The sequence below is a fragment of the Shewanella marisflavi genome (assembly GCF_002215585.1).
GTDB lineage: Bacteria > Pseudomonadota > Gammaproteobacteria > Enterobacterales > Shewanellaceae > Shewanella > Shewanella marisflavi.
In genome coordinates this window covers 327,876-345,234 of sequence record NZ_CP022272.1, presented here as the reverse complement: position 1 = coordinate 345,234, position 17,359 = coordinate 327,876, and the positions used below count along the sequence as shown (strand labels likewise).

Below are 17,359 nucleotides of genomic sequence, written 5' to 3'. Positions count from 1 at the left end.
AACTGACTCCCGACTTAGGGGAGGAGTTGTTCACCTTGCCACAACTGAGAGATTTTTTCTCGCTCTCTCACCAAATAATGACGATCGCCATCTACCATGACTTCGGCAGCGCGGGGGCGAGAGTTATAATTTGACGACATGGTAAAGCCATAGGCGCCCGATGAGCGCACCGCCAAGAGATCATTGGCTGCAATATTTAGTGCCCTGTCTTTACCTAAAAAGTCACCTGTTTCACACACAGGTCCCACCACATCATAGTGGCGCGGCTCACCCGCTCTTGGACGAACCGGAATGATCTTTTGCCAGGCGCTATACAAGGAAGGGCGAATGAGATCGTTCATGCCGCCGTCCACCAGGGCAAAATTCTTATCGGCATTTTCTTTTAGGTAGAGCACCTGAGTGACAAAAATCCCCGCATTGGCGGCAATGGCGCGGCCGGGTTCAAAAATCAATTTAAGTTCACGGCCATCTAACTTGCCGAGTAGCGCACTGGCATAAGCGCTAGGCTCCGGAGGCTGCTCGCCATCATAGGTCACCCCAAGTCCGCCACCCACATCCAGGTGGGAAATCTTAACGCCCTGCGCCGCCAAGCGATCGATCAGAGCTAACATACGATCCATAGCATCGAGGAAAGGTTGTAGTTCGGTAAGCTGTGAACCGATATGACAATCGGCGCCCTTGACCTCAAGGCCAGGCAGTTGGTGTGCCCGCAGGAAGATAGCCTCAGCCTCCTCCATGGCAATACCAAACTTGTTCTCTTTTAATCCCGTCGAGATATAAGGGTGCGTACCGGCATCCACATCAGGATTTACCCGCAAAGAAACAGGGGCAACTTTGCCTAGGCGCAGCGCCACCTGATTTAACTGCTCAAGTTCGGCCGCCGACTCCACATTGAAGCAGTAAATGCCCGCCTGCAGGGCCATCTCCATCTCTTCAACCGTCTTACCCACACCGGAGAACACCACTTTACTCGCCTCACCGCCAGCTTCTAACACCCGAGCCAGCTCGCCACCTGAGACGATATCGAAGCCACTGCCTAAACGGGCAAGCACATTTAACACAGCAAGGTTTGAGTTGGCCTTTACCGCATAGCAGATCATGTGTGGGTGATCTGCCACCGCATTATCAAAGGCATGCCAATGGCGCTCTAGCGTGGCACGAGAATAGATGTACAGAGGCGTGCCGTATTGCTTGGCTAAATCGGCAACCGCGCATTGCTCGGCATGAAGCTCATCTTGCTGATAAAGAAAGTGATCCACTGAGGTTAGTCCTTATTCTTCTGCTGCGTATCTTGTGCTGGCTGGCTCACCTGCTCTGTCTGGTTATCCTGCGGCGTTGGCGATTTATACAAAGGCCCCTTCTGACCACAAGCGGCCAAAGCGATACTTGCCAACAACATCAATAAAATCGGTTTTATCTTAGTAAACATCAGAGATTCCAGAATCGAGGAGATCACACGGAGCAAAAGGCCCCGTTACCTATACTAATGGTAATGACGATTGTACGCGCTCCCCAAGCAATAGGGATGAAAATAATGGTTTTTAGCCCAAACAGGATAAAAAGCCGCTAAAACGCATAAAAATCTACATTTCACGAGAACAGCCATCCCCGGGAAATAAGTACCCTCCTGACGACCAATCTCCGCGAGCGCTTTCAAACACTGCACTTTGGTCAGCCAGGCTAGCCCCTTGCATAGCTGGGACGAGTATGCTTGATGTTTGCAGAGTTAGGACTAAAACGTCAAGCCTAACGAAGGCGAAAAACGCCTAATGTGAATATTTTTATTCATTATTACCCAGTAGAGGCAAACCAGTAGGAGTGGTGAGGCTTTTTCCTATAACACAGCAAGGCAAGTTAACCCACACACATCGCGGGGACTCTCAGGTATAGCGGGGCAAAGTTAGATATTTATCAAAATTGGTATTACTATGTGGGCTCTGCAACAACTCACTTCACTGAAGGATGCCCAGATGGCAATGACAGATTCCGAGTACCATAAGCTCGCTGACGAAATGTTTAACGCCCTTGAAGATGCCATAGAAAATGCAATCGATGAGCAAGATGCCGACATCGATATCGATGCATCAGGTAACGTGCTGCAATTAGAGTTTCAAGATAAGTCCAAGATCGTCATCAACAAACAAGAACCTTTGCACCAGATCTGGGTAGCGACTCAGTTCGGTGGTTATCACTTCTCTTACGTCGATGGAAAGTGGTTAGATGAGCGCAGCGACGCTGGTGAATTTATGCCTTTCGTACTCGCCTCGATTCATCGTCAAGGCGGCATCACGCTAGAGCTTTAGGCAAGATTAAAACTCGATGGCTGCCTCATCGGCGTTAACCCCAAAGGGTAACGCCTCCAGTCGGCCATCGATACGCACTAAACGGAAAAACTGCGGTAAGTTAAACCTTTCGTTATCTAGGTAGGAATCGGCAAAGGCATGGTGATGACTCACCTGACTCACCAACTCCTCAAGGTTATTGCCCGGCTGAACATAATGATTTAACTCATTGTGCTCATCCAGCACAAACACATCTATCCCCTCCTTGCCCTGACGCAGGAAATATTGAATCGCGCCCACAGCGGCAAAATCTTGAATCACCTCGGGGATCTTACTAAATGGCTCATTACCCAGGTTAGGCCTAGGCAGTTCAAGCATGCGCTGCTTGGACAGATGTTGATAAAAGGCTGTGGATTCACTCAAATCCTGATACAACATGCCCTTAGAATTGAAAAACAATCCATATTTAACGCCCCCTACCTGCAATGGATGCACCATAGTCGACGAACTCTTGGCCTTGGTACAGAGACGATTAGCCCTTTGCACCAACTGGCCGACGCTACGCTCTATCTGAGTTTTCAGGCGGCTCGAACAGCTCACTACATCCACTTTAACCGCCTGCGGTGCCCGCTGCATACCGGGCGTAATGTATACCAGAGCATCCAACATGGCTTCGTTACCTTCGAAATGATGGCAGTGCCATTCACCCCAACTATTTTGGCAGATCACATCCAGCGATTGCACCATATTCCTATGCTGACGTCCCTGAGAGAAAATATTGGCATTCATATAATCGAATATGATCTCCTGGCCACGCCATTGAGCAGTTTCGTCACGATTGAAATTGATTAAAAACAGCAACTGACGAAAATGCCAGGGCTGACAAAGGTCCAACTTAGAGGCCCGCCAACCACCATCGGCCATGATGCTGGGCAATCGCCTAGCCGCCTTGGTCACGGCCTTGTCATACCCCTTACTTTTACCAAAGCCATACCATTGTGTTTGGGCGGTCGATACTCCATTCAGGCTGGCCCAGATAAGCAACTTGGCCTTGCTGTGAGAATGAAATACGGCACGATTGCCCATGAAATTTTTCGACTCGGGCGTGCAGCGATATAGATAATATTCCTGGGTCTTGTGGCTATAGATCACCGTAAGGTGTTCCTCTGCCACTGAGCGAGTCCAGAGACGATTGAGACTAATGATCTGCTTGTCGTCATCACTAAAATAGGTATGAAGCTTGCGCGTGAGCAGACCCAACTCAGAAATTTTCAGGCTGTCGCTTAATTGATTAGCTGAAGCAAATTGCAACAGCGTCTGATAACTACCGAGCATCAACTCATTGAGCTGCTCATTGAACCACTGCAACTGACCGCAATGCCAACTATCACATTGATCGAGTGTACCAAGTAGATTATCTGACCATCCCCAACGGGTCACTAAAGACTGTAGCTTATAATAACGCCAATCTTTCGGATGCTCGGCCACCGTCAGCCTGATACCGCATTTCAAATAGAAGCAGCGCCGCACAATCTCGAGTCGTCGTTTATCATTCTTGTGTTCAAGATAGCGTTCAATAGATTGATATAAAAGGAAATAGGCATCGTTAAAGGCCGAGAAATCTCCTGCCAGAGTGCGCTTCCACACTTGAGTAGCCACCAGTTCACTGTTGGGATAGTCACTGGCATAAGCTTCAAGCAGCATTACTTTAAGCAGTGCCTTGTGGGGTTTGTCTAACCCCTTGTATAACTGCCACAGCGATGCACCAAAATACTCACTCGCAGGCAGATTTCTAACATCCCCCAGAAACAGATGGCTTTCAATGGCTTCGGCCCCTGGCCACCATGCCACCCGCTTACCTGCCAAACAAATTTGACTGCGATAAAATTCTTCCAACAATAACCAGTGCTGCACGCTGCCACTATTTTCACATCCCAATGCCGCAATGTTGGGCACTGACGCATCGGTATTTGAAAGAAACTGTTTAGGATGAACAAGATAAATGTTCACTTCGAGCGCATGCTGTGCAAACCATTCACTCAATATCAGGGACTTTTGTTGCAAAGAGGCAATTTCATCTTCTGAGAGTGTAGGGTCATAAACCAACCACACATCGATATCACTCTTGGGGTTTTGACCAAAGCTGGCAGTACTGCCCATGGTATACACCCCATAGATGGCACTCTGCTGTTGATGATAAACCTGTGGCTCATTCAGTTCTAAGGTGCGGCAGGCTTCTAACGCCTCATTACTGGGGAAATACTCAAAGATGCCGCTTGGGGTCATGGGGCCGTTATAGCCGGGATAGTCGTTGCGGTGATAATGAAAAAGTACAGGAATAAGCTGCATCAAATGACGCTGCAAGGGCGTAAGAATGGCTAGTGCACGTGCTAAGCGTACCCTATTCAATCGCTCTGCTGTTGCAATAAAATGATCTTGCTCTGTCAATTTCAAACAGCCTAGTCAAATTTGCTCTCCTAATTGCATGCTAACAGTTAATACGAAAACAGCAAGTATATGAGAGCTAGATCACACTTTTGTATCGAGAGCTTAGCACTGTAAACGGGTGAACTTCAAAGAATCGACAGCCATTTCTTACATATAGCAATAAGCAATGTTAGCATTAGCGCAACTATGGCCTCTGATGGAATATCGAGCATGTCTCAAAACGTCATTCGTATCGCTACACGTAAAAGTCCACTGGCAATGTGGCAAGCTGAATTTGTAAAAGCCGAGCTAGAAAAAGCCCATGAGGGATTAGTCGTCGAACTCTTGCCAATGAGCACTAAAGGCGATGTTATCCTTGACACACCACTGGCAAAAGTGGGTGGTAAAGGCTTGTTCGTTAAAGAATTAGAAGTTGCCATGCTTGAAGGCAAGGCTGATATCGCCGTGCACTCGATGAAAGATGTACCGGTAGACTTCCCCGAGGGGCTTGGTCTGCAGGTGATCTGTGAACGCGAAGATCCACGCGATGCCTTTGTGTCTAACACATACAAGAGCATAGAAGAGCTTCCTCACGGGGCGGTAGTGGGTACCTCTAGCCTTAGACGTCAGTGTCAAATCCGCGCGGCTCGTCCAGACCTTGAGATCCGCGATCTACGTGGCAACGTGGGGACTCGTTTAGCAAAACTAGATGCTGGAAATTATGACGCCATCATTCTCGCTGCCGCGGGCCTAAAGCGTCTAAAGCTTGAAGAGCGTATCGCTAGCTTTATCGAGGCAGAGCAATCCTTACCTGCTAACGGTCAAGGCGCTGTAGGTATCGAATGTCGCACCGACGATGAGCGAGTAAAAGCGCTACTGGCGCCATTAGAGCACACCGAAACTCGTCATCGCGTCATCGCCGAACGTGCCATGAACACACGTCTTGAAGGCGGCTGTCAGGTGCCAATTGGTGCCTATGCCGAAATCGAAGGCGACACCCTGACACTGCGTGGTCTGGTAGGTAACCCTGACGGTAGCCAAGTGATCCAAGGCACAACAAGCGGTTCGAAGCTGGAAGCAGAGCAGTTAGGTATTGCATTGGCCGACGAGCTGCTATCTAAAGGCGCCAAAGCCATATTAGATGCTGTTTACGCTAAGTAAGCAATGAAGGTTCTGCTGACGCGTCCAGAAGGACGCAATCAGTCTATGGTCGAGGCACTCTCTTCACTCGAAGTGCCTTTTGCCGTTACGCCACTTTTGCAAGTGGTCGCCAACGATAACGTCGACCACAAGCAAAAGAAAACCGAATTTAATCAATCTGATATCATTATATTTATCAGCACCAATGCCGTTGAATATGCCGATATCGCCCTCGATTCAATATGGCCACAAGATAAGCAATACTTTGCTGTCGGTCAGGCAACCTTTAGCGTCCTACAAGCCAAAGGTATTCAGGCCACGGAAGCTCCCGAGTCTTGTCAGCAAACCGAAGGCCTACTGACTCTACCCTCGCTACAAAACCTGACTGGGAAGCGTATCACCATCGTCAGGGGCGTCGGTGGCAGAGAAGCCCTGGCCAGCGCCTTGATCCAACGCGGTGCCCAAGTGACCTACTGGGAAGTTTATCGACGTACCTGTCCTGAGCTAAGTGTCACGACTGCCTATGAATGGCAACACCAAGCAATTGATACCATTGTCATCACCAGTGGTGAAATTCTAGCGAACCTAATTACACTTGTACCTAAAGAACTATTTGCTTGGCTGCACGCTTGTCATATTATAGTGCCCAGCGCACGTGTCTATGACCAAGCCATTGAGGCTGGTTTTACACATGTCACCAATGCAAAAGCAGCAAACCGCGACGCAGTGCTCATAGCCTTAGGTTTACGGGAATAGACCTTCTTACTTTCTGCTCGCCGATGTCGCCCCTCGTCTTCAAGGATCTGCCGAATGGACAAAAATACCCAAGAGAGTAAAGCGGTCGCTACAACAGATGTCGATGAATCTATCGATGCGACCTTTGACGACACACCACAGGCCACATCGACTGACCCCAAAGAGCCATCTCGTTCTGAATCCCGAAACAGCGGCGTCTCCTGGGGATTTCTATTTAACCTGGTATTTATCTTATTACTCCTGTTTGCCACGGCAACTGGCGGCTTCTACCTGTACCAGGAACTGACGGTTCAGAAAGAAAAAACAGCAACATTAACCAAGCAGCTGCAGCAAGGGCTGGACGATCCCCTCTCGCGCATCACTCATCTGGAGCAGCAGCAACGCGCGGTGGAAAATCAATTTGATCAAAAATTAGCTCAGTTGCGGGATAAACAAGGACTGGTACAAGAACAGGTCAACAAACTGGCTCAGCGTAATCCGAATCATTGGATGGCCGAAGAAGCGAAATACTTGGTCAGAATGGCCGGCAATAAGCTTTGGCTAGAAAAGGATCCACAGACAGCCTTGAGCCTGTTGGAAGCCGCCGATGACCGTATCGAAACCATGAAAGATCCTTCGCTAACGCCAATTCGTAAGGCGTTAGCACGTGATATGAACAGCGTTGCCGCCATCAAGAGCACGGATGTTGCCGGCACAGTCCTTAGCCTAGACACCATCATAGAGCGCCTGCCTAACCTAAAGGTCAACCGTAGCGAATCTAAGCTCAATGCCAAAGATGACTCGCTGCAAGTAACCGAGTCTCTCGACGACTGGCAAAGCAACTTAGCAAAGTCTTGGCAGGCATTAATCGAAGAGTTTGTCATCATACGCAAGCGCACCACAGATCCTGCGCCACTGCTAGCGCCAGATCAACAGTGGTACTTAGTTGAAAATATTCGTAATAAGCTTTTACAAGCCCAGTTAGCCCTGTTTCGTCAGGACCAGGTTAATTATCGCCAGTCAGTGACCATGGCCAGAAAATGGATCTTTCAATATTTCGATCTGGCTGATAACAAAACAGAGCAGACGCTAGCGGCGCTTGATGCCTTAGCGACTCTGGAAATTCAGTCACCAGACATTGAGCAATTCGCCGCAACACCGCTATTGCAACAACTGGTCACCCATGGTCGCCTAACCACAGATCAGGAGACCTCATTATGATAAGAGCCTTGATCTACCTGACGATTGTTATCATAGGCTTGATTGCCAGCCCTTATCTCTCTTGGCTTAAAGGTTACATCTATATCGCGATTGGTGACTATGAGTTAGAAACCAGCTTGGTCTTTGCACTGTTTGCCGCCGTTATGTTTTACGTGGCATTGGTACTACTGGAAATGCTGGTCGTCTGGCTATTTAATTTGATCTTAAATAGTCGTCTCTTACCAGAAAAATGGCGCCGTAAAGCCGCACGCAAACATACCTTAACTGGTGCATTGGCCTTGGCTGAAGAGGATTGGTCTACCGCTGAAAAAGCGATGGCTAAAGGCGCTGACAAAGGTGAGATCCCAGCGCTCAACCTGTTAGCCGCGGCCCGCGCTGCCCAACATAGAAATGATCACAATGCCCGCGACCATTATCTCAATGAGGCAGCTAAAGATCCTGCAGCATACAAGGCTGTATTGACCACACGAGTGCGTTATCTGCTGCAACAGGGAGAGCTGACACAGGCAAGAAGCCTACTCGACGAGCTAAATCCGACCAGCAAGAGCAAGCCTCCTGTACTAGGCCTGGCTCTTGATCTCTATCACGCTCAAGAAGATTGGGCAGCCCTCAAATTACTACTCCCCATAGTGAAGAAACGCGGCATTATAGACGAATCGGAACAGCAACAATTGAACGCCGAAGTCAATTTAGCACTACTTAAGCAAGCGGTGAGTCAGAATGAACAAGCGCTCGAAAAAGCCTGGCATTGGCTTAGCCGCGCAGAACGCAAGCAACCCGAGTTTATCGCACAATACGCTTTGGGGTTGGCTAAATTTGATCGCCGTGATGAAGCGATAAAGTTAATGTTGAAGCAAATTAAGCATCATCCAACCCAAGTCATCTTCGAAGCGCTACCGCAAATACTCACGCCAGCCGACTTAGATGCCAGAAAACAACTTTTTGAACTTGAAAAGAAACTTGGTGAAGAGGTCGACTACCAAGCTTGTATTGCTTCGCTATATGATCAAAGCAAAGAGTTCAGAGAATCCCAAAAATGGTGGCTCAAAGTTTGCCAACAATCCCCTAGTAAACAGCGCTGGTTGGCACTCGCTGAAGCCTATGAACACCTGGGCGAACAGAACCAAGCACTGCAAAACTACCGTAAAGCGGCAATTTTTTGACGCTTTTTTATACTGTTTTTAAATAAGGAACCACCACTACTGGTGGTTTTTTATTTATCAGAAAATTCTAAACTACCTTCCTGACATATAACCTGCTTTAAAACAATTAATTAGTTGTATTATTACAAAAACACACTATTTCCCCCTATTTTTCGCTCAATTGCCGCTATTTGACAGCTATTCAATGCCAACCACACTTAAAGAGACAAATCACGTGGATATACCAATAGCAAGCGCAAAACAGAACTCTTTTGCTCTTGATTTTTCTCTTTGTAGAGCGAGATATGATTATGGGTGCTTCAATCACAACACAGGATGCAGTAGTTGTTAACCTTGTAGGCGAACTCAAGGTTAAAGATGAACAAGGAAATATCAGAGAGGTGAAAATAGGCGACCTGATTCAGGCAGGTGAGCAACTCATTTTTTCACCCAATGTTAAGTTTAATCTTGAATATGAAGATGGCTCATCAACGACCCAAGCCAACTTGATGCAAGACACGCTTAATCAAGGTGAAACGGTAAGCAATAGTGCAAACCAAGGGCAAGATACAGCTATTGAGCAACTAACGGATACGCCGGTAGCGTTAGACGATGAAATAGCCGCATTACAGGCACAGATTCTAGCAGGTGAAGACCCGACCCTAGGCCTACCCGAAACCGCTGCTGGAGCAGGAACCGCTGGTAATGAAGGCGGCTCAGATTTCGTGACGCTAGGACGAACCGGTGACGAAACCCTTGCAGGTGCAGGATGGGACACTACCGGTATCCCACTTACGCCTGATACAAGTGTTGAAGAAGTCATCATTCCCGAAATTCAAGCAAGCGCCCCAACAGTCTCGTCAGCGACCTTCTCACTCTTTGAAGCCAACTTAGCACAGGGTAGCTCCCCCTCAGCTCTATTAACCACTATAGCCAACAGAATTCAAACGGCAGCAGATGCAGGCATTAGCAGTTTAACCATTAACGGCATCAATATTATCAGTGGTGGTGAGTTTGTTGGCCCTATCGTCATCAATACACCAAATGGTGTTCTGACCATTACGGGCTTTGATAGCGCATCAGGCCAATTCATTTACGATTACAACTTTAATTCCGCAGCCGATCACACTAGTACTGACCAAATTCAACTCCTCTTTAATATCGAACTGGTCGACAACCAAGGCGCTGCGGCTAACGGTACTATCACAGTTAATATCATCGATGATCAGCCAACTGGACTCGCCGACACGAATAACGTGACAGAAGATACAGCACCCACTGCAACCGGCGATTTACTTATCAACGACACACTGGGCGCTGACTCTGCCCAGATCACCGCTGTGACGAATAACCAAGGCACCTCTATAAGCCTTGCCGATAGCAACAGTATTCAAGGCCAATTTGGCCTGTTAACCGTATTTGCCGATGGTAGTTACACCTATCAATTAAATAATGAGTCAAACACAGTCCAGTCTCTAGCACTGGGTGAGCAGGTTATCGAAACCTTTAATTACCTACTTACAGATAGCGACGGCGATTCTGTACTCATCCCGCTAACCATTACCATTACCGGCACCAACGATATTCCGCTCATCACCTCCAGCATTGAAGATGCGACCGGTAGCGTATTAGAAGCCGGCGTCATGGATGGGGGGAACGATCCCGAGCTGGGTAACCTGGTCACCGGCGGCACCCTAACCGCCAGTGATGTCGATAACGGCGCCAGCTGGACCTGGAGTTTTGCACCGCAGGTCAACAACTACGGTACCTTCAACATCGACGCCAACACCGGTGAGTGGAGCTACACCCTGGCCGATAACGCCCTGGTCGACGCCCTTGCCCAAGGTGAGACCCATGATGAGACCTTCCTGGTCACCGTCACCGACGAGCACGGCGCATTCAGCACCCAGCTAGTGACCATCACGGTCACCGGCACCAACGATATTCCGCTCATCACCTCCAGCATTGAAGATGCGACCGGTAGCGTATTAGAAGCCGGCGTCATGGATGGGGGCAACGATCCCGAGCTGGGTAACCTGGTCACCGGCGGCACCTTAACCGCCAGTGATGTCGATAACGGCGCCAGCTGGACCTGGAGTTTTGCACCGCAGGTCAACAACTACGGTACCTTCAGCATCGACGCCAACACCGGTGAGTGGAGCTACACCCTGGCCGATAACGCCCTGGTCGACGCCCTTGCCCAAGGTGAGACCCATGATGAGACCTTCCTGGTCACCGTCACCGACGAGCACGGCGCATTCAGCACCCAGCTAGTGACCATCACGGTCACCGGCACCAACGATATTCCGCTCATCACCTCCAGCATTGAAGATGCGACCGGTAGCGTATTAGAAGCCGGCGTCATGGATGGGGGGAACGATCCCGAGCTGGGTAACCTGGTCACCGGCGGCACCCTAACCGCCAGTGATGTCGATAACGGCGCCAGCTGGACCTGGAGTTTTGCACCGCAGGTCAACAACTACGGTACCTTCAGCATCGACGCCAACACCGGTGAGTGGAGCTACACCCTGGCCGATAACGCCCTGGTCGACGCCCTTGCCCAAGGTGAGACCCATGATGAGACCTTCCTGGTCACCGTCACCGACGAGCACGGCGCATTCAGCACCCAGCTAGTGACCATCACGGTCACCGGCACCAACGATATTCCGCTCATCACCTCCAGCATTGAAGATGCGACCGGTAGCGTATTAGAAGCCGGCGTCATGGATGGGGGGAACGATCCCGAGCTGGGTAACCTGGTCACCGGCGGCACCTTAACGGCCAGTGATGTCGATAACGGCGCCAGCTGGACCTGGAGTTTTGCACCGCAGGTCAACAACTACGGTACCTTCAGCATCGACGCCAACACCGGTGAGTGGAGCTACACCCTGGCCGATAACGCCCTGGTCGACGCCCTTGCCCAAGGTGAGACCCATGATGAGACCTTCCTGGTCACCGTCACCGACGAGCACGGCGCGTTCAGCACCCAGCTAGTGACCATCACGGTCACCGGCACCAACGATATTCCGCTCATCACCTCCAGCATTGAAGATGCGACCGGTAGCGTATTAGAAGCCGGCGTCATGGATGGGGGTAATGATGGCAATACCACAGTAGACGGCAACCTGGTCACTGGCGGCACCCTAACCGCCAGTGATATCGATAACGGCGCCAGCTGGACCTGGAGTTTTGCACCGCAGGTCAACAACTACGGTACCTTCAGCATCGACGCCAACACCGGTGAGTGGAGCTACACCCTGGCCGATAACGCCCTGGTCGATGCCCTTGCCCAAGGCGAGACCCATGAGGAGACCTTCCTGGTCACCGTCACTGACGAGCACGGCGCCTACAGCACCCAGCAGGTTACGGTCACCGTCACCGGCACCAACGATATTCCGCTCATCACCTCCAGCATTGAAGATGCGACCGGTGCGGTACAAGAAGCCGGCGTCTTCGATGACGGTAATGATGGCAATACCACAGTAGACGGCAACCTGGTCACTGGCGGCACCCTAACCGCCAGTGATGTCGATAACGGCGCCAGCTGGACCTGGAGTTTTGCACCGCAGGTCAACAACTACGGTACCTTCAGCATCGACGCCAACACCGGTGAGTGGAGCTACACCCTGGCCGATAACGCCCTGGTCGATGCCCTTGCCCAAGGCGAGACCCATGAGGAGACCTTCCTGGTCACCGTCACTGACGAGCACGGCGCCTACAGCACCCAGCAGGTTACGGTCACCGTCACCGGCACCAACGATATTCCGCTCATCACCTCCAGCATTGAAGATGCGACCGGTGCGGTACAAGAAGCCGGCGTCTTCGATGACGGTAATGATGGCAATACCACAGTAGACGGCAACCTGGTCACCGGCGGCACCCTAACCGCCAGTGATGTCGATAACGGCGCCAGCTGGACCTGGAGTTTTGCACCGCAGGTCAACAACTACGGTACCTTCAGCATCGACGCCAACACCGGTGAGTGGAGCTACACCCTGGCCGATAACGCCCTGGTCGATGCCCTTGCCCAAGGCGAGACCCATGAGGAGACCTTCCTGGTCACCGTCACTGACGAGCACGGCGCCTACAGCACCCAGCAGGTTACGGTCACCGTCACCGGCACCAACGATATTCCGCTCATCACCTCCAGCATTGAAGATGCGACCGGTGCGGTACAAGAAGCCGGCGTCTTCGATGACGGTAATGATGGCAATACCACAGTAGACGGCAACCTGGTCACTGGCGGCACCCTAACCGCCAGTGATATCGATAACGGCGCCAGCTGGACCTGGAGTTTTGCACCGCAGGTCAACAACTACGGTACCTTCAGCATCGACGCCAACACCGGTGAGTGGAGCTACACCCTGGCCGATAACGCCCTGGTCGATGCCCTTGCCCAAGGCGAGACCCATGAGGAGACCTTCCTGGTCACCGTCACTGACGAGCACGGCGCCTACAGCACCCAGCAGGTTACGGTCACCGTCACCGGCACCAACGATATTCCGCTCATCACCTCCAGCATTGAAGATGCGACCGGTGCGGTACAAGAAGCCGGCGTCTTCGATGACGGTAATGATGGCAATACCACAGTAGACGGCAACCTGGTCACTGGCGGCACCCTAACCGCCAGTGATATCGATAACGGCGCCAGCTGGACCTGGAGTTTTGCACCGCAGGTCAACAACTACGGTACCTTCAGCATCGACGCCAACACCGGTGAGTGGAGCTACACCCTGGCCGATAACGCCCTGGTCGATGCCCTTGCCCAAGGCGAGACCCATGAGGAGACCTTCCTGGTCACCGTCACTGACGAGCACGGCGCCTACAGCACCCAGCAGGTTACGGTCACCGTCACCGGCACCAACGATATTCCGCTCATCACCTCCAGCATTGAAGATGCGACCGGTGCGGTACAAGAAGCCGGCGTCTTCGATGACGGTAATGATGGCAATACCACAGTAGACGGCAACCTGGTCACCGGCGGCACCCTAACCGCCAGTGATGTCGATAACGGCGCCAGCTGGACCTGGAGTTTTGCACCGCAGGTCAACAACTACGGTACCTTCAGCATCGACGCCAACACCGGTGAGTGGAGCTACACCCTGGCCGATAACGCCCTGGTCGATGCCCTTACCCAAGGCGAGACCCATGAGGAGACCTTCCTGGTCACCGTCACTGACGAGCACGGCGCCTACAGCACCCAGCAGGTTACGGTCACCGTCACCGGCACCAACGATATTCCGCTCATCACCTCCAGCATTGAAGATGCGACCGGTGCGGTACAAGAAGCCGGCGTCTTCGATGACGGTAATGATGGCAATACCACAGTAGACGGCAACCTGGTCACTGGCGGCACCCTAACCGCCAGTGATGTCGATAACGGCGCCAGCTGGACCTGGAGCGGCGTGCCTCTGGTCAGCAACTACGGTACCTTCAGCATCAACGCCAACACCGGTGAGTGGAGCTACACCCTGGCCGATAACGCCCTGGTCGATGCCCTTGCCCAAGGCGAGACCCATGAGGAGACCTTCCTGGTCACCGTCACTGACGAGCACGGCGCCTACAGCACCCAGCAGGTTACGGTCACCGTCACCGGCACCAACGATATTCCGCTCATCACCTCCAGCATTGAAGATGCGACCGGTGCGGTACAAGAAGCCGGCGTCTTCGATGACGGTAATGATGGCAATACCACAGTAGACGGCAACCTGGTCACTGGCGGCACCCTAACCGCCAGTGATGTCGATAACGGCGCCAGCTGGACCTGGAGTTTTGCACCGCAGGTCAACAACTACGGTACCTTCAGCATCGACGCCAACACCGGTGAGTGGAGCTACACCCTGGCCGATAACGCCCTGGTCGATGCCCTTGCCCAAGGCGAGACCCATGAGGAGACCTTCCTGGTCACCGTCACTGACGAGCACGGCGCCTACAGCACCCAGCAGGTTACGGTCACCGTCACCGGCACCAACGATATTCCGCTCATCACCTCCAGCATTGAAGATGCGACCGGTGCGGTACAAGAAGCCGGCGTCTTCGATGACGGTAATGATGGCAATACCACAGTAGACGGCAACCTGGTCACTGGCGGCACCCTAACCGCCAGTGATGTCGATAACGGCGCCAGCTGGACCTGGAGCGGCGTGCCTCTGGTCAGCAACTACGGTACCTTCAGCATCAACGCCAACACCGGTGAGTGGAGCTACACCCTGGCCGATAACGCCCTGGTCGATGCCCTTGCCCAAGGCGAGACCCATGAGGAGACCTTCCTGGTCACCGTCACTGACGAGCACGGCGCCTACAGCACCCAGCAGGTTACGGTCACCGTCACCGGCACCAACGATATTCCTGTTCTGACAATAGATAAGACAAGTGGCATGGTCACTGAAGATGACTCAGATCCTATGTTGACCGATACTGGAACCTTAAGCTTTACTGATGTCGACGTTGAATATTTACCTGAATATGTAGGCCACGATCTGTCTGCGAGTTATGTCGCTAACAGCTTAACTTGGAGTGGAGGAGAAATAACAGACGTCCTGAGTGCAGATCAAATTCAAGCACTTATTGACGGTTTCAGCGTATACCAAGATCATTGGGATTACTCTGTCCTCAACTCATTAGTGCAGTTCTTAGCTACCGATGAAACAATCACGCTCAGCTTCGATGTAACAGTCACAGACAAGCATGGTGCTTATGATACACAAACAGTCACCATCACGATCAATGGTACTAACGACCCGATTGAGGGTGAATTTGCTAAAGAGATCTGGGTACCAGCATCGCTTGCAGAAATAGCGATTCCGTATCTGGATGGTTATCCACTCAATATTGATGTTCCAACCGATCAGGACTATAGCGATGTCATCACTATTACAGGGTTAAGCCTGTCATTCGTTGATCCAGGCGAAACAGCTGAGATAGGCGAAATCTGGTATCTAGACGACGATACCGGAATCTTGACTCTATATGACTTCGACAATCCTGTCGTCTTATCAGCTTCTGAGCTTGGTAGTCTAGTCTACGTGCCAGGCAATAATGGTGCGATAGAAGATCAATTGGATATAAACCTTAGCTTTACCATCAACTCAGGTTCCGACAGTGTCGATGGTAATTTCATCATCCATACTGTACCAGCTAACAGTTTGGGTGGTAATACGGTACTCATCGGCGATGGCTCATCACCTCTGACTTCTGGTAATGATCAAGATGCTTACCTGACAGTTAGCAGTGCATTTGCCAACGCTATCAATTTAGATCCTAGCAGCGGAGCATTAAATCTCTTTACCGACTTCCAGAAGTCACCTTTCGATATACCTATTCCTAACAGTGAAATTGGTGGGCAAACAGGTATAGAAAGGGAGGAGGAAGTATCAGTAAGGCTGACCATCAACGGTATCACCTTTATTGTGATTGCTGCTGCTAATGGCGTGACAGACTGGTTCTACGACGTTAACTCAGGACTGATGAGTGCTCAAATAGCCTACACAAACATTCTAATGGAATCAGACAATAGCGTGTCACTTGCCGATTACTTAGCCGCCAATCCGGTTGATCCTGGTGATATCTGGACCATTACTTATCTAGACAATGACGGTGGTTCATATCAGGCTCGCTTTGTTCAGGCTACCTTTACCCATGAATTATTACCTGACACAGCCATTACAGTCACAGGCTCTGACAATGTAGATAACCTGATTTTCGGTAGCACCGAGGGTGACTCGCTCACCGGTGCAAATCTTAATGATGAAATCTATGGTCGTGAAGGCAACGACTCTATATACGGATTGGATGGAGATGATCAATTAATCGGAGGTTCGGGAAATGATCTAATCTACGGCGGTAACGGTAACGACGTTATCTTAGGTGGGTTAGGAAACGATATTATAGATGGTGGCCTTGGTGCAGACATCCTCATTGGTGGAGCGGGTAGCGACAGCATTGATGCTGGTATAGACAGCGATATCGACACTTTAGTGTGGGATTTGGGCTCTGATGACAACAGCTTGGATACTGTACTTAACTTTGATGTCAATCTGGATAAGCTAGATTTATCTGCCATATTAATTGACGAGGAGCTAGGGACCTATGCTTTGGACCAATATCTATCATTTAACTTTAGTGGCGGTAACACAGAGATCTCTGTCGATTCAGATCATGATGGCGTAACAGACCTAACCATTGTGTTAAACAATGTTGACTTAACCAACAGTAACACCCTAAGTGATGTACAAATAATTAATAACCTGTTAGGCAATGACAATTTAATAATTGATACAATTCCATAACGGCACACAATATCGCGACACCATCTAAGGCCAAACCAAAGTAAACAGAGGTTTGGCCTTTTTATTTGTAATTCTTAAGCATTATAAACTACCAACAAAGCTAACCCTCAGTATTATTTGCCCG

The 17,359-nt window shown here is 50.6% G+C and carries 9 protein-coding genes; 6 read left to right on the top strand and 3 right to left on the bottom strand.

All coding sequences use genetic code 11. The annotated features are described in order from the left end of the window. Positions 1-14: 14 nt before the first annotated feature. Positions 15-1,259, bottom strand: coding sequence for a diaminopimelate decarboxylase (gene lysA, locus CFF01_RS01580; RefSeq protein ID WP_088903625.1), 1,245 nt, complete (start codon positions 1,257-1,259; stop codon positions 15-17). Positions 1,260-1,264: 5 nt separating this feature from the next. Next, entirely contained in the window at positions 1,265-1,429 is a 165-nt protein-coding gene (gene lptM / locus CFF01_RS01575) for an LPS translocon maturation chaperone LptM (protein WP_081953805.1), read from the bottom strand. Between the two features lie 541 nt (positions 1,430-1,970). On the opposite strand from lptM, the gene cyaY reads away from it, so the two are divergent. Continuing rightward, positions 1,971-2,303 (top strand): iron donor protein CyaY, encoded by a 333-nt coding sequence (gene cyaY / locus CFF01_RS01570; RefSeq protein WP_088905842.1) that lies wholly within the window; start codon positions 1,971-1,973, stop codon positions 2,301-2,303. Positions 2,304-2,309: 6 nt separating this feature from the next. On the opposite strand, the gene CFF01_RS01565 is transcribed toward cyaY, so the two are convergent. Beyond that, the gene (locus CFF01_RS01565; RefSeq protein ID WP_088905841.1) at positions 2,310-4,730 is read right to left on the bottom strand and encodes a class I adenylate cyclase; all 2,421 of its coding nucleotides are present in this window, start codon (positions 4,728-4,730) and stop codon (positions 2,310-2,312) included. 210 nt (positions 4,731-4,940) lie between these two features. Here CFF01_RS01565 and hemC point away from each other — a divergent pair, with 210 nt between their 5' ends. The 5 genes from hemC to CFF01_RS01540 all read left to right on the top strand — a co-directional run bounded on the left by hemC (position 4,941) and on the right by CFF01_RS01540 (position 17,235). Beyond that, the gene (gene hemC / locus CFF01_RS01560) at positions 4,941-5,870 is read left to right on the top strand and encodes a hydroxymethylbilane synthase (RefSeq protein WP_033539116.1); all 930 of its coding nucleotides are present in this window, start codon (positions 4,941-4,943) and stop codon (positions 5,868-5,870) included. A 3-nt stretch (positions 5,871-5,873) separates the two neighbouring features. After that, positions 5,874-6,605, top strand: coding sequence for a uroporphyrinogen-III synthase (locus CFF01_RS01555; protein ID WP_033539117.1), 732 nt, complete (start codon positions 5,874-5,876; stop codon positions 6,603-6,605). Positions 6,606-6,659: 54 nt separating this feature from the next. After that, the gene (locus tag CFF01_RS01550) at positions 6,660-7,805 is read left to right on the top strand and encodes a uroporphyrinogen-III C-methyltransferase (RefSeq protein ID WP_088903624.1); all 1,146 of its coding nucleotides are present in this window, start codon (positions 6,660-6,662) and stop codon (positions 7,803-7,805) included. After that, entirely contained in the window at positions 7,802-8,968 is a 1,167-nt protein-coding gene (locus tag CFF01_RS01545) for a heme biosynthesis HemY N-terminal domain-containing protein (protein ID WP_088903623.1), read from the top strand. The genes CFF01_RS01550 and CFF01_RS01545 overlap by 4 nt, the downstream gene beginning before the upstream one ends. A gap of 290 nt (positions 8,969-9,258) precedes the next feature. Further along, complete coding sequence (locus CFF01_RS01540) at positions 9,259-17,235, top strand: retention module-containing protein (protein WP_198387105.1); 7,977 nt, start codon at positions 9,259-9,261, stop codon at positions 17,233-17,235. Positions 17,236-17,359: the final 124 nt, after the last annotated feature.

Coding starts and splice junctions, on each gene's coding strand:
- lptM (WP_081953805.1), bottom strand. CDS start 1,429: ATGTTTACTAAGATAAAACCGATTTTATTGATGTTGTTGGCAAGTATC.
- cyaY (WP_088905842.1), top strand. CDS start 1,971: ATGGCAATGACAGATTCCGAGTACCATAAGCTCGCTGACGAAATGTTT.
- hemC (WP_033539116.1), top strand. CDS start 4,941: ATGTCTCAAAACGTCATTCGTATCGCTACACGTAAAAGTCCACTGGCA.
- CFF01_RS01555 (WP_033539117.1), top strand. CDS start 5,874: ATGAAGGTTCTGCTGACGCGTCCAGAAGGACGCAATCAGTCTATGGTC.
- CFF01_RS01550 (WP_088903624.1), top strand. CDS start 6,660: ATGGACAAAAATACCCAAGAGAGTAAAGCGGTCGCTACAACAGATGTC.
- CFF01_RS01545 (WP_088903623.1), top strand. CDS start 7,802: ATGATAAGAGCCTTGATCTACCTGACGATTGTTATCATAGGCTTGATT.
- CFF01_RS01540 (WP_198387105.1), top strand. CDS start 9,259: ATGGGTGCTTCAATCACAACACAGGATGCAGTAGTTGTTAACCTTGTA.